Source organism: Tumebacillus permanentifrigoris (assembly GCF_003148565.1).
Taxonomy (GTDB): domain Bacteria; phylum Bacillota; class Bacilli; order Tumebacillales; family Tumebacillaceae; genus Tumebacillus; species Tumebacillus permanentifrigoris.
The window spans coordinates 34,577-51,762 of the sequence record NZ_QGGL01000022.1; the positions used below are offsets into that span (position 1 = coordinate 34,577).

29 protein-coding genes are annotated in these 17,186 nt (G+C 52.8%); all 29 read left to right on the top strand.

All coding sequences use genetic code 11. The features are described from left to right. Positions 1 to 120: 120 nt before the first annotated feature. Positions 121 to 369 carry a ribosomal L7Ae/L30e/S12e/Gadd45 family protein gene (locus C7459_RS19840; RefSeq protein WP_109691023.1) on the top strand — a complete coding sequence of 83 codons (249 nt, stop codon included), beginning with the start codon at positions 121 to 123 and terminating at the stop codon, positions 367 to 369. A 106-nt stretch (positions 370 to 475) separates the two neighbouring features. Further along, positions 476 to 895, top strand: coding sequence for a 30S ribosomal protein S12 (gene rpsL, locus C7459_RS19845; RefSeq protein ID WP_109691024.1), 420 nt, complete (start codon positions 476 to 478; stop codon positions 893 to 895). Between the two features lie 51 nt (positions 896 to 946). Next, on the top strand, positions 947 to 1,417 hold the full coding sequence (gene rpsG / locus C7459_RS19850) for a 30S ribosomal protein S7 (RefSeq protein ID WP_109691025.1): 471 nt from the start codon (positions 947 to 949) through the stop codon (positions 1,415 to 1,417). Positions 1,418 to 1,516: 99 nt separating this feature from the next. Next, positions 1,517 to 3,592 carry an elongation factor G gene (fusA, locus tag C7459_RS19855; protein WP_109691026.1) on the top strand — a complete coding sequence of 692 codons (2,076 nt, stop codon included), beginning with the start codon at positions 1,517 to 1,519 and terminating at the stop codon, positions 3,590 to 3,592. Positions 3,593 to 3,626: 34 nt separating this feature from the next. After that, complete coding sequence (tuf, locus tag C7459_RS19860) at positions 3,627 to 4,814, top strand: elongation factor Tu (protein ID WP_109691027.1); 1,188 nt, start codon at positions 3,627 to 3,629, stop codon at positions 4,812 to 4,814. 372 nt (positions 4,815 to 5,186) lie between these two features. Further along, entirely contained in the window at positions 5,187 to 5,495 is a 309-nt protein-coding gene (rpsJ, locus tag C7459_RS19865; protein ID WP_109691028.1) for a 30S ribosomal protein S10, read from the top strand. A gap of 30 nt (positions 5,496 to 5,525) precedes the next feature. Further along, positions 5,526 to 6,149: a 50S ribosomal protein L3 gene (rplC, locus tag C7459_RS19870; RefSeq protein ID WP_109691029.1), complete on the top strand. Its 624-nt coding sequence runs from the start codon at positions 5,526 to 5,528 to the stop codon at positions 6,147 to 6,149. Positions 6,150 to 6,179: 30 nt separating this feature from the next. Next, the gene (gene rplD / locus C7459_RS19875) at positions 6,180 to 6,803 is read left to right on the top strand and encodes a 50S ribosomal protein L4 (RefSeq protein ID WP_109691030.1); all 624 of its coding nucleotides are present in this window, start codon (positions 6,180 to 6,182) and stop codon (positions 6,801 to 6,803) included. 2 nt (positions 6,804 to 6,805) lie between these two features. Further along, positions 6,806 to 7,096 carry a 50S ribosomal protein L23 gene (gene rplW, locus C7459_RS19880; RefSeq protein ID WP_109691074.1) on the top strand — a complete coding sequence of 97 codons (291 nt, stop codon included), beginning with the start codon at positions 6,806 to 6,808 and terminating at the stop codon, positions 7,094 to 7,096. A gap of 29 nt (positions 7,097 to 7,125) precedes the next feature. Continuing rightward, positions 7,126 to 7,956 (top strand): 50S ribosomal protein L2, encoded by an 831-nt coding sequence (rplB, locus tag C7459_RS19885; RefSeq protein WP_109691031.1) that lies wholly within the window; start codon positions 7,126 to 7,128, stop codon positions 7,954 to 7,956. Positions 7,957 to 7,990: 34 nt separating this feature from the next. After that, positions 7,991 to 8,269 carry a 30S ribosomal protein S19 gene (gene rpsS, locus C7459_RS19890; protein WP_109691032.1) on the top strand — a complete coding sequence of 93 codons (279 nt, stop codon included), beginning with the start codon at positions 7,991 to 7,993 and terminating at the stop codon, positions 8,267 to 8,269. A 33-nt stretch (positions 8,270 to 8,302) separates the two neighbouring features. Then, positions 8,303 to 8,644 (top strand): 50S ribosomal protein L22, encoded by a 342-nt coding sequence (gene rplV / locus C7459_RS19895; RefSeq protein ID WP_109691033.1) that lies wholly within the window; start codon positions 8,303 to 8,305, stop codon positions 8,642 to 8,644. Positions 8,645 to 8,662: 18 nt separating this feature from the next. Then, positions 8,663 to 9,334 (top strand): 30S ribosomal protein S3, encoded by a 672-nt coding sequence (gene rpsC, locus C7459_RS19900; protein ID WP_109691034.1) that lies wholly within the window; start codon positions 8,663 to 8,665, stop codon positions 9,332 to 9,334. A 3-nt stretch (positions 9,335 to 9,337) separates the two neighbouring features. Beyond that, entirely contained in the window at positions 9,338 to 9,772 is a 435-nt protein-coding gene (gene rplP / locus C7459_RS19905) for a 50S ribosomal protein L16 (RefSeq protein ID WP_109691035.1), read from the top strand. Further along, positions 9,762 to 9,959: a 50S ribosomal protein L29 gene (rpmC, locus tag C7459_RS19910; protein ID WP_109691036.1), complete on the top strand. Its 198-nt coding sequence runs from the start codon at positions 9,762 to 9,764 to the stop codon at positions 9,957 to 9,959. Before rplP ends, rpmC begins: the two co-directional genes overlap by 11 nt. A gap of 36 nt (positions 9,960 to 9,995) precedes the next feature. Continuing rightward, positions 9,996 to 10,259 carry a 30S ribosomal protein S17 gene (rpsQ, locus tag C7459_RS19915; RefSeq protein ID WP_109691037.1) on the top strand — a complete coding sequence of 88 codons (264 nt, stop codon included), beginning with the start codon at positions 9,996 to 9,998 and terminating at the stop codon, positions 10,257 to 10,259. A 44-nt stretch (positions 10,260 to 10,303) separates the two neighbouring features. Then, complete coding sequence (rplN, locus tag C7459_RS19920) at positions 10,304 to 10,672, top strand: 50S ribosomal protein L14 (protein ID WP_109691038.1); 369 nt, start codon at positions 10,304 to 10,306, stop codon at positions 10,670 to 10,672. Between the two features lie 45 nt (positions 10,673 to 10,717). After that, the gene (rplX, locus tag C7459_RS19925) at positions 10,718 to 11,047 is read left to right on the top strand and encodes a 50S ribosomal protein L24 (protein WP_109691039.1); all 330 of its coding nucleotides are present in this window, start codon (positions 10,718 to 10,720) and stop codon (positions 11,045 to 11,047) included. Positions 11,048 to 11,082: 35 nt separating this feature from the next. After that, on the top strand, positions 11,083 to 11,616 hold the full coding sequence (rplE, locus tag C7459_RS19930; RefSeq protein WP_109691040.1) for a 50S ribosomal protein L5: 534 nt from the start codon (positions 11,083 to 11,085) through the stop codon (positions 11,614 to 11,616). Positions 11,617 to 11,648: 32 nt separating this feature from the next. Beyond that, positions 11,649 to 11,834, top strand: a complete 186-nt coding sequence (locus C7459_RS19935) for a type Z 30S ribosomal protein S14 (protein ID WP_109691041.1) — start codon at positions 11,649 to 11,651, stop codon at positions 11,832 to 11,834. Positions 11,835 to 11,868: 34 nt separating this feature from the next. Next, positions 11,869 to 12,267, top strand: a complete 399-nt coding sequence (gene rpsH / locus C7459_RS19940; RefSeq protein WP_109691042.1) for a 30S ribosomal protein S8 — start codon at positions 11,869 to 11,871, stop codon at positions 12,265 to 12,267. Between the two features lie 30 nt (positions 12,268 to 12,297). Continuing rightward, entirely contained in the window at positions 12,298 to 12,837 is a 540-nt protein-coding gene (gene rplF / locus C7459_RS19945) for a 50S ribosomal protein L6 (RefSeq protein WP_109691043.1), read from the top strand. 41 nt (positions 12,838 to 12,878) lie between these two features. After that, positions 12,879 to 13,247 carry a 50S ribosomal protein L18 gene (gene rplR, locus C7459_RS19950; RefSeq protein WP_109691044.1) on the top strand — a complete coding sequence of 123 codons (369 nt, stop codon included), beginning with the start codon at positions 12,879 to 12,881 and terminating at the stop codon, positions 13,245 to 13,247. A 26-nt stretch (positions 13,248 to 13,273) separates the two neighbouring features. Continuing rightward, positions 13,274 to 13,771: a 30S ribosomal protein S5 gene (gene rpsE, locus C7459_RS19955; protein ID WP_109691045.1), complete on the top strand. Its 498-nt coding sequence runs from the start codon at positions 13,274 to 13,276 to the stop codon at positions 13,769 to 13,771. A gap of 15 nt (positions 13,772 to 13,786) precedes the next feature. Beyond that, entirely contained in the window at positions 13,787 to 13,972 is a 186-nt protein-coding gene (gene rpmD / locus C7459_RS19960) for a 50S ribosomal protein L30 (RefSeq protein ID WP_109691046.1), read from the top strand. 33 nt (positions 13,973 to 14,005) lie between these two features. After that, positions 14,006 to 14,449: a 50S ribosomal protein L15 gene (gene rplO / locus C7459_RS19965; protein ID WP_109691047.1), complete on the top strand. Its 444-nt coding sequence runs from the start codon at positions 14,006 to 14,008 to the stop codon at positions 14,447 to 14,449. Next, the gene (gene secY / locus C7459_RS19970; RefSeq protein ID WP_109691048.1) at positions 14,449 to 15,738 is read left to right on the top strand and encodes a preprotein translocase subunit SecY; all 1,290 of its coding nucleotides are present in this window, start codon (positions 14,449 to 14,451) and stop codon (positions 15,736 to 15,738) included. Before rplO ends, secY begins: the two co-directional genes overlap by 1 nt. A 28-nt stretch (positions 15,739 to 15,766) precedes the next feature. Next, positions 15,767 to 16,417, top strand: a complete 651-nt coding sequence (locus C7459_RS19975) for an adenylate kinase (RefSeq protein ID WP_109691049.1) — start codon at positions 15,767 to 15,769, stop codon at positions 16,415 to 16,417. After that, entirely contained in the window at positions 16,414 to 17,160 is a 747-nt protein-coding gene (gene map, locus C7459_RS19980; RefSeq protein WP_109691050.1) for a type I methionyl aminopeptidase, read from the top strand. Before C7459_RS19975 ends, map begins: the two co-directional genes overlap by 4 nt. Positions 17,161 to 17,186 lie beyond the last annotated feature (26 nt).

A 17,186-nucleotide genomic window follows, 5' to 3' on the forward strand; every position in this document is an offset into this window, starting at 1 on the left:
AGCGTATACGAATTTTTTCAAAGGCACCGTCATATAGAGTTGACTAATCCTATTTAAGGTGCTAAAATCTCGTAGTGTGCCTAACAGTAACAGTTGGTGTACAAGGAAGGATGGTTGAGAGTGGAAGCCCGCATCCGGGAGTCAAGCCGCATTGCGGTTGGTCTCAACCAAACAACCAAGGCCATTGAGCGCTCGACTGCGGTCGAACTGTTCGTGGCGCGAGACGCCGACCAGCGAATGAAATCGCGCATCGCACTGCTTGCTGAAACGCATAACGTTCCCATCACATGGGTTGAGACGATGAGGGAGCTGGGGAGTGCTTGCGGCATCGCAGTTGGAGCCGCCACCGCAGCCATTGTCGTACGATAGGTACTGGACTCCGGTACACCCGGACAACCATTTACCTTTTTCATTTGCCGTCTAATGAGCCGCTAGGCTCTGTGGACTTGAAACTTTGAGAAGGAGGTGCAGTTTCATGCCGACAATTAACCAGTTGGTTCGCAAAGGCCGTAAGAGCATCGAAAAGAAATCGACCGCTCCGGCTCTGCAAAAAGGTTACAACAGCTTCGTTAAGGAGCAAACCGATCTGCCGTCCCCGCAAAAACGTGGGGTCTGCACCCGTGTAGGTACCATGACGCCGAAGAAACCGAACTCCGCGCTGCGTAAGTATGCACGTGTTCGTTTGACCAACGGCATCGAGGTTACCGCGTACATCCCGGGTATCGGTCACAACTTGCAAGAACACAGCGTCGTGCTCGTTCGCGGCGGTCGTGTAAAAGACCTTCCGGGCGTGCGTTACCACATCGTTCGCGGCGCTCTTGACACCGCAGGTGTTAAAGACCGCAAGCAAGCTCGTTCCAAATACGGAGCGAAGCGCCCGAAAGTGAAAAAGTAATTTCGTTGAGACACGATAAACTCTCACAAGTACTGAAAGGAGGCGAATTGCATGCCGCGTAAAGGTCCAGTCCCGCGCCGTGACGTTCTGCCGGATCCGATCTACGGATCCAAACTCGTCACCCGCCTGACCAATAAGCTCATGTACGATGGTAAGAAAGGTACCGCTCAAGCCGCTGTTTACGGCGCGTTTGACCGTATCAAAGAAAAAACCGGTAACGATCCGCTCGAAGTCTTCGAAACTGCTATGAAAAACATCATGCCGGTACTCGAAGTTAAAGCTCGCCGCGTAGGGGGCGCTAACTACCAAGTTCCGATCGAAGTTCGTCCGGAACGCCGCACCACCCTCGCGATCCGTTGGCTCGTTGACTACTCCCGTAAGCGCAACGAGAAAACCATCGAAGAGAAACTCGCGAACGAATTGATGGATGCTGCCAACTCTACCGGTGGCTCCGTAAAACGTCGTGAAGATATGCACAAAATGGCGGAAGCGAACAAAGCGTTTGCTCACTACCGCTGGTAGGATTGGTACGACAAAGCGCGTTTTCGGATGGATCTCTGGATCTATCCGAGCGCCTTTCCTATACCTAACCATTTATGATAAGGAAGGAGGATGTTCCCAATGGCACGTCAGTTTCCGTTAGAAAAGACTCGTAACATTGGTATCATGGCGCACATCGACGCTGGTAAAACTACCACGACCGAGCGCGTTCTGTTCTACACCGGCCGCGTTCACAAGATCGGTGAAGTTCACGAAGGCGCAGCGACCATGGACTGGATGGTACAAGAGCAAGAGCGCGGTATCACCATCACCTCTGCTGCAACCACCGCTGAGTGGGATGGTCATCGGATCAACATCATCGACACGCCGGGTCACGTGGACTTCACCGTAGAGGTTGAGCGTTCCTTGCGCGTACTCGACGGTTCCGTCGGCGTTTTCTGTGCAAAGGGTGGCGTTGAGCCGCAATCCGAGACTGTATGGCGTCAAGCGGACAAGTACAACGTACCGCGTATCGCCTACGTCAACAAAATGGACATCATCGGTGCAGACTTCGACCGTTGCGTATCCATGATGCGTGATCGCCTCAAAGCGAATGCTGTTCCGATTCAATTCCCGATCGGCGCAGAAGATCAATTCCTTGGCATGATCGACTTGGTTGCTATGGAAGCGATCATCTACACCGACGACCTCGGCCGTACCTCTGAAACGTCGGAAATTCCGGCTGAGTATGTGGAACGCGCAAACGAGTACCGCAACAACCTCATCGAGGCAGTTGCAGAACTCGACGAAGATCTGATGATGAAATACCTCGAAGGTGAAGCTTTCACCACCGAGGAAATCAAAGCAGCTCTCCGTAAAGGCGTCTTGAACGTACAGATCATCCCGGTTCTCTGCGGCTCTTCTTACAAGAACAAAGGCGTACAACCGATGCTTGATGCTGTTGTTGCTTACATGCCGGCTCCGACCGACGTCCCTGCAATCAAGGGCGTTACCGATGACGGCGTTGAGACTGAGCGCCCGTCCTCCGACACCGAGCCGTTTGCGGCTCTGGCGTTCAAGATCATGACCGACCCTTACGTCGGCAAACTTTCCTTCTTCCGCGTATACTCCGGCACGATCAACGCAGGTTCCTACGTCCTTAACTCGACGAAGAACAAGCGTGAGCGTATCGGTCGTATCGTACAGATGCACGCGAACCACCGTGAAGAGATCTCTACGGTCTATGCAGGTGATATCGCAGCAGCTGTAGGTCTGAAGGATACCACGACTGGCGATACCCTGTGCGACGAGAAGAGCATCGTTATCCTCGAGTCCATGGAGTTCCCGGAACCGGTAATCTCCCTCTCCCTCGAGCCGAAGACCAAAGCAGACCAGGACAAACTGGGTATTGCTCTGTCCAAGCTCGCTGAGGAAGACCCGACCTTCAAAACCTTCACCGACCAAGAAACGGGTCAAACCATCATCTCGGGTATGGGTGAACTTCATCTTGAGATCATCGTTGACCGTCTCCTGCGCGAGTTCAAAGTTGAAACGAACGTAGGTAAGCCGCAAGTTGCTTACAAAGAGACGATCAAAAAAGACGTCAAGATCGAAGGCAAATTCGTACGTCAGTCCGGTGGTAAAGGTCAGTTCGGTCACGTATGGCTGACATTGCAACCGCTTGAGCGCGGTACTGGTTACATCTTCGAAAACAAAGTTGTAGGTGGCGTGGTTCCGCGTGAATACGTGCCGGCAGTTGACAACGGCGTTCAAGAAGCAATGGCAAACGGTATCCTCGCAGGCTACCCGCTGATCGACATGAAAGTTACCATCATCGATGGTTCCTACCATGACGTCGACTCCTCGGAGATGGCGTTTAAGATCGCAGGTTCCATGGCACTCAAAGCTGGTGCTCAGAAAGCTGATCCGTGCATCCTTGAACCGATCATGCGCGTTGAAGTAACCGTTCCGGAAGAGTACATGGGCGATATCCTTGGTGATATCAACTCCCGTCGTGGTCGCATCGAAGGTATGGATGCGCGCGCGGGTGCACAAGTCATCCGTGGCTTCGTGCCGCTCTCCGAAATGTTCGGTTACTCGACCACCTTGCGTTCCCGTACCCAGGGCCGCGGCCAGTACTCGATGGAGTTCTTTGCCTTCGAGGAAGCACCTAAGTCCATCGCTGCAGAAATTATCGCCAAAAACAAAGGCGAATAATTTATAACCTACTTTTGTGAGGAGTTGACCACCAATGGCAAAAGCTAAGTTTGAACGTAACAAAATGCACGTTAACATTGGTACCATCGGTCACGTTGACCATGGTAAAACCACTTTGACCGCTGCTATCACCACTGTACTCGCTAAAACGGGCGGCGCACAGGCAATGGACTACGGTTCTATCGACAAAGCACCGGAAGAGCGCGAGCGCGGTATCACCATCAACACCGCACACGTTGAGTACGAAACCGCTAGCCGTCACTACGCACACGTTGACTGCCCGGGCCATGCCGACTATGTTAAAAACATGATCACCGGCGCAGCTCAAATGGACGGCGCGATCCTGGTTGTTTCCGCAGCTGACGGCCCGATGCCGCAAACTCGTGAACACATCCTGCTGTCCCGCCAAGTAGGCGTTCAGCACATCGTTGTCTTCATGAACAAATGCGACATGGTTGATGATGAAGAACTTCTCGAGCTGGTTGAAATGGAAATCCGTGACCTGCTCAGCGAATACGACTTCCCGGGCGATGACATTCCGGTCATCAAGGGCTCCGCTCTGAAAGCTCTCGAAGGCGACGATGCATGGGAAGGCAAAATCCATGAACTGATGGAAGCTGTCGACACCTACATCCCGGAACCGGTTCGTGAAACTGACAAGCCGTTCCTGATGCCGGTCGAGGACGTGTTCACGATCACTGGTCGTGGTACCGTTGCTACCGGTCGTGTAGAACGTGGCATGCTCAAAGTCGGTGACGAAGTTGAGATCGTTGGTATCGCAGAAGAATCCCGTAAATCCATCGCGACTGGTATCGAGATGTTCCGTAAACTTCTCGACTCCGCTCAAGCTGGTGACAACATCGGCGCACTGCTTCGCGGTGTTGACCGCTCCAACATCGAGCGCGGTCAAGTTCTCTGCAAGCCGGCTTCCATCAAGCCGCACACCAAGTTCAAAGCAGAAGTTTACGTTCTGACCAAGGAAGAGGGCGGCCGTCATACTCCGTTCTTCTCCAACTACCGTCCGCAATTCTACGTTCGTACCACTGACGTTACCGGCGTAGTAACCCTGCCGGAAGGTACCGAAATGGTAATGCCGGGCGACAACATCGCAGTTGACGTTGAACTGATCGCTCCGATCGCTCTTGAAGAAGGTACCCGCTTCTCCATCCGTGAGGGTGGCCGTACCGTTGGATCCGGCGTTGTTACCTCGATCCAAGCGTAACATTTGATCCTTTCAAGGTCGGAAAAGAACGAACTCATACGAGTTCGTTCTTTTTTTTAGTTGGCGAATTGACATTTGCTCCTCGATGTTATAAACTATCTAAGGTTGCTTCAGTAGCCATGACAACGCTCTCGTGTGTTTCATAAATGATAGAACGCAGCTACCAAGAAGTTCTATGTATAAATAACGAAACACCCGGCTCTGGTGCTTGTGTTTTTGGGCCTGAAGTAGTATAATTTACTCTTGTGTTGGTGTTTTGACTGCGATGATGCAAGAGGTTGCTGAAGTGCCGGATTCGCCATATGCGGCACCGATCAGGTTAAATTCTTGCGGAGTATGTCCAATTAAATGGGCGAAAAGGAGGGAATTCATATGGCAAAACAGAAAATCCGCATCCGTCTCAAAGCTTACGACCACAAAATCCTCGACACTTCTGCTGAGAAGATCGTGGACACGGCGAAGCGCTCGGGTGCTTCCGTCTCGGGTCCGATCCCGCTTCCGACTGAGAAGCAGATCATCACGGTCTTGCGAGCTACGCACAAGTACAAGGACTCTCGTGAGCAATTCGAGATGCGTACACACAAGCGTCTGATTGACATCGTCAATCCGACTCCGCAAACTGTTGACGCCCTTATGCGTCTGGACCTGCCGTCCGGCGTTGATATTGAAATCAAACTGTAATACATTTTCTACCTCAGGGAGGTGTCACACATGAAAGGTATCTTGGGACGCAAACTCGGCATGACTCAAGTGTTTACCGAAGACGGCAACGTCGTTCCGGTAACGGTCATCGAAGCTGGCCCGAACGTAGTTCTTCAGAAGAAAGACCTGGCGAACGACGGTTATGAAGCGGTTCAGATCGGTTTTGCAGATAAGAAAAACGTGACCAAGCCTGCTGCTGGCCACGCTGCAAAAGCAAACACCACGCCCAAGCGCTACGTTCGCGAACTGCGCGGTGTTGATCTCTCCGCTTACGAAGTTGGTCAAGTTCTCGGCGCGGATGTTTTCGCTGCTGGTGACGAAATCGACGTAACCGGTATTTCCAAAGGGAAGGGCTTTGCTGGTGCGATCAAGCGCCACAACCAATCCCGCGGACCGATGGCTCACGGTTCCCGTTACCATCGTCGTCCGGGTTCCCTCGGCTCCATCAACCCGGGCCGTGTATTCAAAGGCCAAACCTTGCCGGGCCGTATGGGTGGCGAACGCATCACTGTTCAAAACCTCGAAGTTGTTAAGGTAGATACCGAACGCAACTTGCTGCTCGTCAAAGGCTCCGTTCCGGGCCCGAAGAACGCATTCGTAACCGTTAAGACCGCTGTAAAAAGCGGCAAATAGATACATTCCTTAAGGAAAGGAGGATCCCTCATGCCGAAAGTGGCTGTATACAACATCACCGGCGCTCAAGTCGGTGAGATCGAACTGTCCGAAACCGTGTTCGGGATCACCCCGAATGCACACGTCCTGCATGAAGCTGTTGTCATGCAACAAGCGTCCCTGCGTCGTGGTACTCACGACACCAAAGGCCGTTCCGAAGTTCGCGGCGGTGGTCGTAAACCGTGGCGTCAAAAAGGTACTGGTCGTGCTCGTCAAGGCTCGATCCGTGCACCTCAATGGGTAGGCGGCGGTACCGTATTCGGTCCGACCCCGCGCTCGTACTCCTACAAGCTGCCGAAGAAAGTTCGTCGTCTGGCTCTGAAATCTGCGCTCGCTACCAAAGTGAACGCAAACGAGATCATCGTCCTCGACGTACTGAGCATCGACGCTCCGAAAACCAAAGATATGGTGAAGATCCTCTCCAACCTGAAAGTTGCGAAGAAAGCCCTGATCGTTTCCTTGGAAGCTGACCAGAACCTTGCGCTCTCCGCTCGTAACATTCCGGGTGTGAAAGTCGTTGACGCAACTGGCATCAACGTACTTGATCTGATCCATCACGACGCACTCGTCATCACCAAAGACGCAGTGGCTAAAGTCGAGGAGGTGTTCGCATAATGTTGAAAAACCCGCGCGACATCATTAAGCGTCCGGTCATCACCGAGCGCACCACCGACCTGATGGAAGAAAACAAGTTTGCTTTCGAGGTTGACCTCAGAGCGAACAAGACCGAAATCAAAAAAGCAATCGAAGATATCTTTGGCGTTAACGTCGAGAAGGTTAACACCCTCCGCGTTCCGTCCAAGAAAAAGCGTGTCGGCCGTCACGTAGGCCGTACTTCCGAGTGGAAAAAGGCGATTGTCACCCTTACCTCGGATTCCAAACCGCTGAACTTCTTCGAAGGCGCTTAATCTAAGACCTTTTAGAAGGAGGGAAACCCATGGGTATCAAGAAGTATAAACCGACTTCGCCAGGTCGCCGCTTTATGTCGGTACTGACCTACGAAGAACTCACGACCGATAAACCGGAAAAATCCCTTCTCGAGCCGCTCCATAACAAGGGTGGCCGGAACAACCAAGGGAGAACGACCGTTCGTCATCAAGGTGGCGGGCACAAGCGTAAGTACCGTATCATCGACTTCAAGCGCAACAAGGACGGGATCCCGGGCCGCGTTGCTACCATTGAATACGATCCGAACCGTACTTCGTTCATCGCACTGATCAACTACGTCGACGGCGAGAAGCGTTACATCCTCGCGCCGGTTGGACTGAAAGTCGGCGACACGATCCAATCGGGTACCGATGTTGATATCAAAGTGGGGAATGCTGCACCGCTCGCAAATCTGCCGGTCGGTACCATGATCCACAACATCGAACTGAAAGCAGGCAAAGGCGGCCAATTGGCACGTGCTGCCGGCGCAGAAGCTCAGCTCCTTGCAAAAGAAGCAGAGTACTGCCACGTTCGTCTTGCATCTGGTGAAGTTCGTCTCATCCGTTCCGAGTGCCGCGCGACCATCGGTCAAGTTGGTAACCTGGATCATGAACTCGTAAACATCGGTAAAGCTGGTCGTAACCGTCATCGCGGTATCCGTCCGACTGTCCGTGGTGTTGTCATGAACCCGAACGATCACCCGCATGGTGGTGGTGAAGGTCGTGCACCGATCGGCCGTAAATCTCCGATGTCTCCGTGGGGCAAGCCGACTCTGGGTAAGAAAACCCGCAAAAAGAAGAAGGCTTCCGACAAGTTCATCGTTCGTCGTCGTAAGAAGTAATAAGGTAGTTGCCTAAGGAAGGGAGGTTGCCCTAATGGGTCGCTCGCTCAAGAAAGGTCCGTTCGTAGACGATCACCTCATGAAAAAAGTTGAGGACATGAACGTTGCAGGTGACAAGAAAGTCATCAAGACTTGGTCCCGCCGTTCTACGATCTTCCCGCAGTTCATCGGTCACACCTTCGGAGTGTACGATGGTCGCAAACACGTTCCGGTATACGTTACCGAGGACATGGTTGGCCACAAGTTGGGTGAATTCGCTCCGACTCGTACCTACAAAGGTCACGGAGCTGACGAAAAAACGTCTCGCCGTTAATTGATATATGATCGGTAGAGAGGAGGTTATTACATGCAAGCGAAAGCAGTCGCTCGTTACGTGCGTATCGCACCGCGTAAAGTTCGCCTCGTCGTGGATTTGATCCGCGGTAAAAAGGCTTCGGATGCACTGTCGATCCTGAAGTACACCCCGAAAGCTGCGTCCCCGGTTGTTGAAAAGGTCTTGAACTCCGCTCTGGCGAACGCAGACCACAACTTCAACCTGGATCTCGAGAACCTGTACGTAACCGAAGTGTTCGTTGACCAAGGTCCGACACTGAAGCGTTTCCGTCCGCGTGCTCAAGGTCGCGCATTCCGTATCCACAAGCGCACCAGCCACATCACCGTGGTGCTCGGCGAAAAAACCCAGAAATAAAGAAGGAGGTATATAAGGATGGGACAAAAGGTTAATCCCATAGGCCTTCGCGTTGGTATTATCCGCGATTGGGAATCCAAGTGGTTCGCTAACAAGAAGGAATACACCGAACTGTTGCATGAAGACATCAAAGTTCGCGAGTTTGTTCTGAACCGTCTCAAAGACGCTTCCGTAGCGACTGTTGAAATCGAACGTGCAGCGAACCGCATCAACGTGAACATCCACACCGCAAAGCCGGGTATGGTTATCGGCAAGGGCGGCGCTGAGGTTGATAACCTTCGCAACACCCTCGCTCAAATGACCGGCAAGCGTGTACACCTCAACATCTCGGAGATCAAAACTCCGGACCTCAACGCTCATCTGGTTGCTGTTAACATCGCACAACAGCTCGAACGCCGTATCGCGTTCCGTCGTGCAATGAAGCAATCGATCCAACGCACCATGCGCGTAGGCGCAAAAGGTATCAAAGTTCAAGTCTCCGGCCGTGTCGGTGGCGCTGAGATCGCTCGTACCGAAGGTTACTCCGAAGGTACCGTTCCGCTCCACACCCTCCGTGCAGACATTGACTACGCTACCGCAGAAGCTCACACCACCTATGGCCGTATCGGCGTAAAGGTATGGATCTACCGTGGTGAAGTTCTGCCGACTCGCAGCGCTAAGAAAGAAGCTGCTGAAGAAGGAGGTAAGTAATCCATGTTGCTCCCAAAGCGCGTAAAACATCGTAAAGAGCACCGAGGTAACCTGTCTGGTCGCACCAAAGGCGGCGAACATGTAACTTTCGGCGAATTCGGCCTGCAAGCTCTCGAACCGGCTTGGATTACCAACCGCCAGATCGAAGCAGCTCGTATCGCTATGACCCGTTACATCAAACGTGGCGGTAAAGTTTGGATCAAGATCTTCCCGTCCAAACCGGTCACCGCAAAACCGGCTGAAACCCGTATGGGTGCTGGTAAAGGTTCCCCGGAGAAGTGGGTTGCAGTTGTTAAGCCGGGCCGTGTAATGTTCGAGCTGGCTGGCGTCTCCGAAGAAGTCGCTCGTGAGGCTATGCGTCTCGCAATGCACAAACTGCCGATCAAGTGCAAGTTTGTAAAACGTGAAGAAGTGGGTGGTGAGGCAGATGAAAGCTAAAGACATCCGTAACTTGTCCACCGTCGAGATTGAAACGGAAGTGAACGATCTTAAGGATGAGCTTTTCAACCTGCGCTTCCAGCTGGCAACGGGTCAACTCGACAATCCGATGCGCATTCGTGAAGTGCGCAAGGGCATCGCTCGTGCGAAGACGATCCTCCGCGAGCGTGAACTGGGCATCGGTTAAATCTCTGACTGTCAGTGTTAGGAAGGAGGATATTAGATGAGCGATCGTAACTACCGCAAAGTTCGTACCGGCAAAGTCGTTTCGGACAAGATGGACAAAACCATCGTTGTAGCTATCGAAGAACAAAAGAAACATCCGTTGTACGGAAAGCTCGTCATCGTAACCAAGAAATTCAAGGCTCACGATGAGAACAACACCGCGAAAATCGGTGATGTGGTCAAGATCATGGAAACCCGCCCGCTGTCCAAAGACAAGCGCTGGCGCCTGGTCGAAGTTGTAGAGGAAGCTGTAATCCTCTAATCCATGTACGGATCCCATGCTCAATCTGAAGGGAGGTACCAAACGTGATTCAACCGCAAACTCGTCTGGTCGTAGCAGACAACTCTGGCGCGAAGGAAATCATGTGCTTCCGCGTACTCGGCGGCTCGAACCGCAAGAGCGCGAACATCGGCGACATTATCGTTGCTTCGGTGAAAAGTGCAACACCCGGAGGCGTTGTCAAGAAGGGTGACGTTGTCAAAGCTGTCATCGTTCGCACTAAGTTTGGCGCTCGTCGCAAAGATGGCACGTACATCCGTTTCGACGAAAACGCAGCCGTTATCATCAAAGAAGACAAGTCCCCGCGCGGTACCCGTATCTTTGGTCCGGTTGCTCGTGAACTGCGTGACAAGGACTTCATGAAGATCCTCTCTCTCGCACCGGAAGTTCTCTAATATTCGGTACGGTAACGAAAACACCTGAGGAGGTGTAGCAGCTCAATGGCAAAGGCAAAATTGCACGTGAAAAAGGGTGACCAAGTCGTCATCATTACGGGCAAGGACAAAGGTAAAAAAGGTACGATCCTTGAATCTTACCCGTCCGAGAACCGTGTTCTGGTCGAAGGCGTTAACATCGTGAAGCGCCATACGAAACCGAACCAGGTCAACCCGCAAGGCGGCATCATTGAAAAGGAAGCCCCGATTCAAGCTTCCAACGTCATGATGGTCGATCCGAAGACTGGCGCACCGACCCGCGTCGGCAAAAAGATCCTCGCAGACGGCACGAAAGTACGTTACGCGAAAAAATCCGGCGAATCCCTCGATAAGTAATCTCGCAAGAAAGGAGGAAAATCCTCGTGGCTCGTATGCAAGAGTTCTACAAAAATGAAGTCGTTCCGGCTCTCATGACCAAGTTCGAATACAAGTCCGTGATGCAAGTGCCGAAACTCGACAAGATCGTTATCAACATGGGTCTTGGCGAAGCGGTCGCTAACGCGAAAGTCCTCGACACTGCAGTCGGTGACCTTGCACTGATCTCCGGTCAAAAACCGGTTGTCACCAAAGCGAAGAAGTCTATTGCAGGCTTCAAAATCCGTGAAGGCATGCCGATCGGCGCAAAAGTCACCCTCCGCGGTGACCGTATGTACCACTTCCTCGACAAGCTCTTCAACGTCGCGCTTCCGCGTGTACGTGACTTCCGCGGTATCTCTCCGAAAGCGTTCGATGGCCGTGGCAACTATACCCTCGGTCTCAAAGAACAGCTGATCTTCCCGGAAGTTGAGTACGAAAAGGTTGATAAAGTGCGTGGTATGGACATTATCTTCGTAACCACCGCAAAGTCTGATGAAGAAGCACGTGAGTTCCTGAAACTGATGGGCGCTCCGTTCCGTCAAGCCTAAATTCCGCAAACAAAGAACAGGAGGTATGGACATTGGCACGTAAAGCTATGGTTATTAAGCAACAACGTGAGCCCAAGTTCAGCACTCGCGCATACACTCGTTGCCGCGTGTGCGGTCGTCCGCACTCGGTTTTGCGGAAGTTCGGCATCTGCCGGATCTGCTTCCGCGAACTTGCACACAAAGGCCAGTTGCCGGGCGTTAAGAAGGCAAGCTGGTAATCGATAGAATGTAAGGGAAGGAGGTTTTTCCACAATGGTGATGACTGACCCGATCGCAGATATGCTGACCCGTATCCGGAACGCGAACACCGTGGGCCACGAGAAAGTGGAGATCCCGGGTTCCAACCTGAAGAAAGCAGTTGCTGAAATCCTCAAGGCTGAAGGTTTCATCCGCGATGCTGAATTCATTCCGGACAACAAGCAAGGCGTTATCCGCGTATTCCTCAAGTACGGTGCTAACCAAGAACGTGTAATCACCGGCCTGAAACGCATCTCGAAGCCGGGCTTGCGTGTGTACGCTAAATCGACTGAAATCCCGCGTGTCCTGGGCGGCCTGGGGATCGCAATCCTCTCGACTTCTCAAGGCATCCTGACCGACAAAGCTGCTCGCAAAGCACAAGTCGGCGGCGAAGTACTCTGCTACGTTTGGTAATTAACTGCTCTCACGAATGGAGGTGTAACTGTGTCTCGTATCGGTAAGAAAGTAATCGAAATCCCGGCTGGCGTTGAGTACAGCAACAACGACAACGTGATCACGGTCAAAGGTCCGAAAGGCACCCTGACTCGCGAGTTTCATAAAGACATGATTTTCAAGCAGGAAGAAGGCCAGCTCACCGTAGAACGTCCGACGGATAACAAGCTGCACCGTTCCCTGCACGGCACCACCCGTTCCGTCCTGAACAACATGGTCGAAGGCGTAACCAAAGGTTTCGAGAAAAACCTCGAACTCGTTGGCGTCGGTTACCGTGCTGCAAAGGCTGGCAACAAACTGACCCTGTCCCTTGGTTTCTCCCACCCGGTAGAAATCGAACCGGAAGCAGGCATCGAGTTCGATGTCCCGGCTCAAACCAAGGTTATCATCAAAGGGATCAACAAAGAACAAGTCGGTCAAGTTGCTGCGAAGATTCGCTCCCTGCGTGAACCGGAACCGTACAAAGGTAAAGGTATCAAGTACGAAGGCGAAGTCGTCCGTCGCAAAGTTGGTAAGACCGGTAAGAAATAATAAACACCATGCATCGGTAGCATGAAGGGAGTGAAAACTCGATGATCACTAAAGGTGACAAGAATAAAGCTCGTAAGCGTCGTCACTTCCGCGTACGCCGCAAGGTAGAAGGTACGATGGCACGTCCGCGCCTGAACGTATTCCGTTCCACCAAGCACATCTACGCTCAATTGATCGATGATGTCACGGGCATCACCCTCGCTTCCGCTTCCACCGTTGACCCGGAGCTCAAGGGTTCCGTCGAGCACGGCGGCAACGTTGATGCTGCTAAAAAAGTCGGCGAACTCGTTGCAAAGCGCGCTCTGGAAAAAGGCGTGAAGGAAGTTGTCTTCGACCGCGGCGGTTACCTCTACCACGGTCGTATCCAAGCCCTGGCTGACGCAGCTCGTGAAGCAGGTCTTGAATTCTAATTCTTTCAAGAAGGAGGGAAAACTCAGTGCGTATCGATCCGAACCAACTCGAACTGTCTGAAAAAGTCGTTGCGATCAACCGCGTTTCGAAAGTCGTAAAAGGCGGTCGTCGCTTCAGCTTCAGTGCACTTGTCATCGTCGGCGATGGCAACGGCCACGTTGGCGCAGGCCTCGGCAAAGCTGGCGAAGTGCCGGATGCTATCCGCAAAGGCATCGACGATGCCAAGAAGAACTTGGTATTCGTGCCGCTCGTCGGCACCACTGTACCGCACCAAATCCTTGGTAAGTTCGGCGCAGGCGAAGTCCTGATCAAGCCGGCTAAAGAAGGTACTGGTGTTATCGCCGGCGGTCCGGCACGTGCGGTTCTCGAACTCGCAGGTGTCAAGGATATCGTCACCAAATCCCTTGGTTCTTCCAACTCCATGAACATGGTTAACGCAACCATCAACGGCCTCAAGCGCCTCAAGCGCCCGGAAGACGTTGCGAAACTCCGTGGCAAGTCTTTGGAAGAGATCCTGGGTTAAGGAGGGGAAATTACAATGGCGAAATTGCAAATCACCCTCAAGAAGTCCCCGATCGGCCGTCCGGAAGATCAAAAGGTAACCGTTCGCACCTTGGGACTGCGCAAGCTTAACCAAACCGTGGTTCACGAAGCTACCCCGCAAATCCGCGGGATGGTCTTCAAAGTGTCCCACCTCGTTGAAGTCAAAGAACTCGAAGCATAAGAACGTATTCTACAATAGAGGAGGTGCATCGGAATGAAACTGCACGAACTCAGCCCGACTCCGGGTTCCAAGCACCCGCGCAAGCGTCTCGGCCGTGGTATCGCGTCCGGTACCGGAAAAACTTCTGGTAAAGGTCACAAAGGTCAAAACGCTCGCTCTGGCGGTGGCGTACGACTCGGCTTTGAGGGTGGTCAGACTCCGCTGTTCCGTCGTCTGCCGAAGCGCGGTTTTAACAACAGCGTGTTCGCGACCGAACTCGTAGAAGTGAACGTCTCCAGACTGAACAAGTTTGAAGCGGGCACTGTTGTTACCCCGGCTCTGCTCAAAGAAGCAAACATCATCAAGGCGTTCAAAGATGGCGTCAAGATTCTGGGCAACGGCGATCTTACCGTAGCTCTTACTGTACAAGCTAAATCCTTCTCCAAGTCCGCTATCGAGAAGATCGAAGCAGCTGGCGGTAAGGCTGAGGTGATCTAATGTTCACGGCGATCTCGAACATCTGGAAAGTCTCGGATCTTCGTAACCGAATCCTTTTTACTCTGCTGATGATCTTGGTCTTCAGGATCGGGAGCTATATCCCGGTCCCGAACGTCAATGCGAAGGTGCTAGCAGATGCGAGTGCCACCAACCCGCTGTTCGGGATGTTGAACACTTTCTCTGGAGGGGCCCTTCAGAACTACTCTATCTTTGCGATGAGTATCACCCCTTACATCACGGCATCGATCATCGTGCAACTTCTCGCGATGGGGGTCATCCCCAAGTTTGAGGAGTGGCAAAAAGAGGGGGAGGCTGGCCGTAAGAGGCTGGCGCAGATCACCCGGTACGGCACTGTCATTCTCGGGTTGATTCAAGCTTTCGGTCTCACGGTAACGTTCAGCCGGACCGTATCAGGTCTTCTGGTCGATACCAGCTGGACTTCGTACGCGCTGATCACGATCACGCTGACGGCGGGTACGGCTTTCTTGATGTGGCTCGGTGAGCAAATCACCGACAAAGGGATCGGCAACGGGATTTCGATCATTATCTTCGCCGGCATCATCGCGGGCGTTGAGCGTGGCGCACGTCAGATCTACGCGGGTTGGTTCTCCAATGAAGGACCGCTCGGTATGGCGTTCGTAAAGCTCGGCCTGCTGATCGTCGGCATTGTACTGCTCATCGCTGCGATTGTCTTCATCTACCAAGGTGTTCGCCGCGTTCCTGTCCAGTACGCCAAGCGCGTGGTTGGACGGAAACAAGTCGGTGGTCAATCGACGCACATCCCGCTTAAAGTGAATGCATCTGGGGTTATCCCGGTCATCTTCGCTTCCTCGCTCCTGACGTTCCCGATGACGCTCGCGCAGTTCCTGCCGAAAAGCACGGTGACCGACTGGATCCAAGCGAACCTGGCTGCGGGCCATCCTTTGTACGTATCATTCGAAGTGCTGCTCATCATCTTCTTCACGTACTTCTACACGTTTATACAGATCAACCCTGTACAACTGGCAGATGGAATGAAGAAGAACGGTGGCTTTATTCCGGGCATCCGGCCTGGTAAGCCGACCGAGATGTTTATCACTCGGGTCATGAACCGCATCACGCTCGCAGGGGCGATCTTCCTCGCTGCGATCGCGGCGTTGCCGGTTATTTTCATGAATGTATCCGGATTGAATATGTATTTCGGCGGCACGGGTCTCCTGATTGTCGTCGGGGTTGCACTGGAAACGATGAAGCAAGTCGAGAGTCAGCTCCTGCAACGTCATTACAAAGGTTTTATCCGGAACAGATAATGGACAGAATCCATGGAGGGATGAAGTAATGCAAATCATCTTTATGGGTCTTCCCGGTGCAGGTAAAGGGACGCAAGCAGAGCGCATCGTCGCCGAGTTCGGCATCCCGCATATCTCGACCGGAGACATGTTCCGGGCGGCTATTGCAGAATCTACTCCTCTTGGACTTGAAGCCAAGTCGTTCATTGATCAGGGCCTTTTGGTCCCTGATGAAGTGACCATCGGGATCGTGCGTGAACGCCTGCAAAAGTCGGATGCCGTAAAAGGTTTCTTGCTCGATGGCTTCCCGCGCACCTTGGATCAAGCGGAAGCACTGAATGCAATGCTGAATGATCTCGGTCGCAAGATCGACGTCGTCATCAACATGCACGTGAAGCGTGAAAACTTGCTGGCGAGATTGACAGGTCGTCGGATCTGCAAGTCCTGTGGGGCTACCTATCATGTTGTGTTCAACCCTCCGGCAACGGAAGGTCAATGCGACAAGTGTGGCGGTGAACTGTTCCAGCGTTCGGACGATACCGAAGATGTGGTAGCGACGCGATTGGATGTAAACATCAAGCAGTCGGAGCCGATCTTGGCGTTCTATGACGCCAAAGGCCTGCTGCAGACGATCGATGGCGAACAATCCATCGATACGGTCTACAACCGAATCTCTTCCATCTTACGAGGTGTTGAATGATCGTCAGTAAGTCCAAGGTAGAGTTGGATCTGATGCGCGATGCCGGAAGGATCGTGGCGTTGACTCACAAGGAGTTGCAACAAGCAGTTCGACCGGGGATTACCACGAAGGAGCTTGACCAGATTGCAGATGATTTCATCCGCAAACAAGGTGCGCTTCCTTCCTTCAAGGGATACCACGGGTATCCGGCTTCCATCTGTGCGTCTGTCAATGAAGAGTTAGTCCATGGCATCCCGGGGAACCGCTCGTTAGAAGAAGGGGACATCATCTCCATCGACATCGGTGCGAACATCCACGGGTACCACGGTGACTCTGCTTGGACCTGGGGCGTTGGTACGATTAGCGAGAACGCTCGGAAACTGCTCGATGTAACGGAACAATCTCTCTACCAAGGGATTGAACAAGCGCGAGACGGCAACCGACTCTCCGATATCGGCCACGCTGTCCAGTCGTGCGTAGAGTCCCACGGCTTTTCAGTCGTGCGGGAATACGTAGGGCACGGCATCGGGAAAAAGATGCATGAAGACCCGTCGATCCCAAACTATGGTCCTGCTGGGCGTGGACCTCGACTGAATGCGGGCATGACGCTGGCGATCGAACCGATGGTAAACATCGGCAGCTATAAAACCCGAACCCTCCAAGACGATTGGACGGTTGTCACGGCAGACGGCTCTCTCGCAGCACACTTCGAACACACCGTAGCTGTGACGGAAGATGGTCCAGAGATTCTCACCAAGGCATAAGAATGGGATAGTCGACTCAGATGAAG

Excerpts from the sequence above, each read along its gene's own strand:
- rpsJ (WP_109691028.1), top strand. The coding sequence starts at position 5,187 with ATGGCAAAACAGAAAATCCGCATCCGTCTCAAAGCTTACGACCACAAA.
- rpsS (WP_109691032.1), top strand. The coding sequence starts at position 7,991 with ATGGGTCGCTCGCTCAAGAAAGGTCCGTTCGTAGACGATCACCTCATG.
- map (WP_109691050.1), top strand. The coding sequence starts at position 16,414 with ATGATCGTCAGTAAGTCCAAGGTAGAGTTGGATCTGATGCGCGATGCC.
- rplB (WP_109691031.1), top strand. The coding sequence starts at position 7,126 with ATGGGTATCAAGAAGTATAAACCGACTTCGCCAGGTCGCCGCTTTATG.
- rplO (WP_109691047.1), top strand. The coding sequence starts at position 14,006 with ATGAAACTGCACGAACTCAGCCCGACTCCGGGTTCCAAGCACCCGCGC.
- secY (WP_109691048.1), top strand. The coding sequence starts at position 14,449 with ATGTTCACGGCGATCTCGAACATCTGGAAAGTCTCGGATCTTCGTAAC.
- rplR (WP_109691044.1), top strand. The coding sequence starts at position 12,879 with ATGATCACTAAAGGTGACAAGAATAAAGCTCGTAAGCGTCGTCACTTC.
- rplC (WP_109691029.1), top strand. The coding sequence starts at position 5,526 with ATGAAAGGTATCTTGGGACGCAAACTCGGCATGACTCAAGTGTTTACC.
- rpsG (WP_109691025.1), top strand. The coding sequence starts at position 947 with ATGCCGCGTAAAGGTCCAGTCCCGCGCCGTGACGTTCTGCCGGATCCG.
- rpmC (WP_109691036.1), top strand. The coding sequence starts at position 9,762 with ATGAAAGCTAAAGACATCCGTAACTTGTCCACCGTCGAGATTGAAACG.
- tuf (WP_109691027.1), top strand. The coding sequence starts at position 3,627 with ATGGCAAAAGCTAAGTTTGAACGTAACAAAATGCACGTTAACATTGGT.
- rpmD (WP_109691046.1), top strand. The coding sequence starts at position 13,787 with ATGGCGAAATTGCAAATCACCCTCAAGAAGTCCCCGATCGGCCGTCCG.
- rpsL (WP_109691024.1), top strand. The coding sequence starts at position 476 with ATGCCGACAATTAACCAGTTGGTTCGCAAAGGCCGTAAGAGCATCGAA.
- rpsQ (WP_109691037.1), top strand. The coding sequence starts at position 9,996 with ATGAGCGATCGTAACTACCGCAAAGTTCGTACCGGCAAAGTCGTTTCG.
- rplD (WP_109691030.1), top strand. The coding sequence starts at position 6,180 with ATGCCGAAAGTGGCTGTATACAACATCACCGGCGCTCAAGTCGGTGAG.
- rplP (WP_109691035.1), top strand. The coding sequence starts at position 9,338 with ATGTTGCTCCCAAAGCGCGTAAAACATCGTAAAGAGCACCGAGGTAAC.
- rplV (WP_109691033.1), top strand. The coding sequence starts at position 8,303 with ATGCAAGCGAAAGCAGTCGCTCGTTACGTGCGTATCGCACCGCGTAAA.
- rpsC (WP_109691034.1), top strand. The coding sequence starts at position 8,663 with ATGGGACAAAAGGTTAATCCCATAGGCCTTCGCGTTGGTATTATCCGC.
- fusA (WP_109691026.1), top strand. The coding sequence starts at position 1,517 with ATGGCACGTCAGTTTCCGTTAGAAAAGACTCGTAACATTGGTATCATG.
- rplE (WP_109691040.1), top strand. The coding sequence starts at position 11,083 with ATGCAAGAGTTCTACAAAAATGAAGTCGTTCCGGCTCTCATGACCAAG.
- rplX (WP_109691039.1), top strand. The coding sequence starts at position 10,718 with ATGGCAAAGGCAAAATTGCACGTGAAAAAGGGTGACCAAGTCGTCATC.
- C7459_RS19975 (WP_109691049.1), top strand. The coding sequence starts at position 15,767 with ATGCAAATCATCTTTATGGGTCTTCCCGGTGCAGGTAAAGGGACGCAA.
- rpsH (WP_109691042.1), top strand. The coding sequence starts at position 11,869 with ATGGTGATGACTGACCCGATCGCAGATATGCTGACCCGTATCCGGAAC.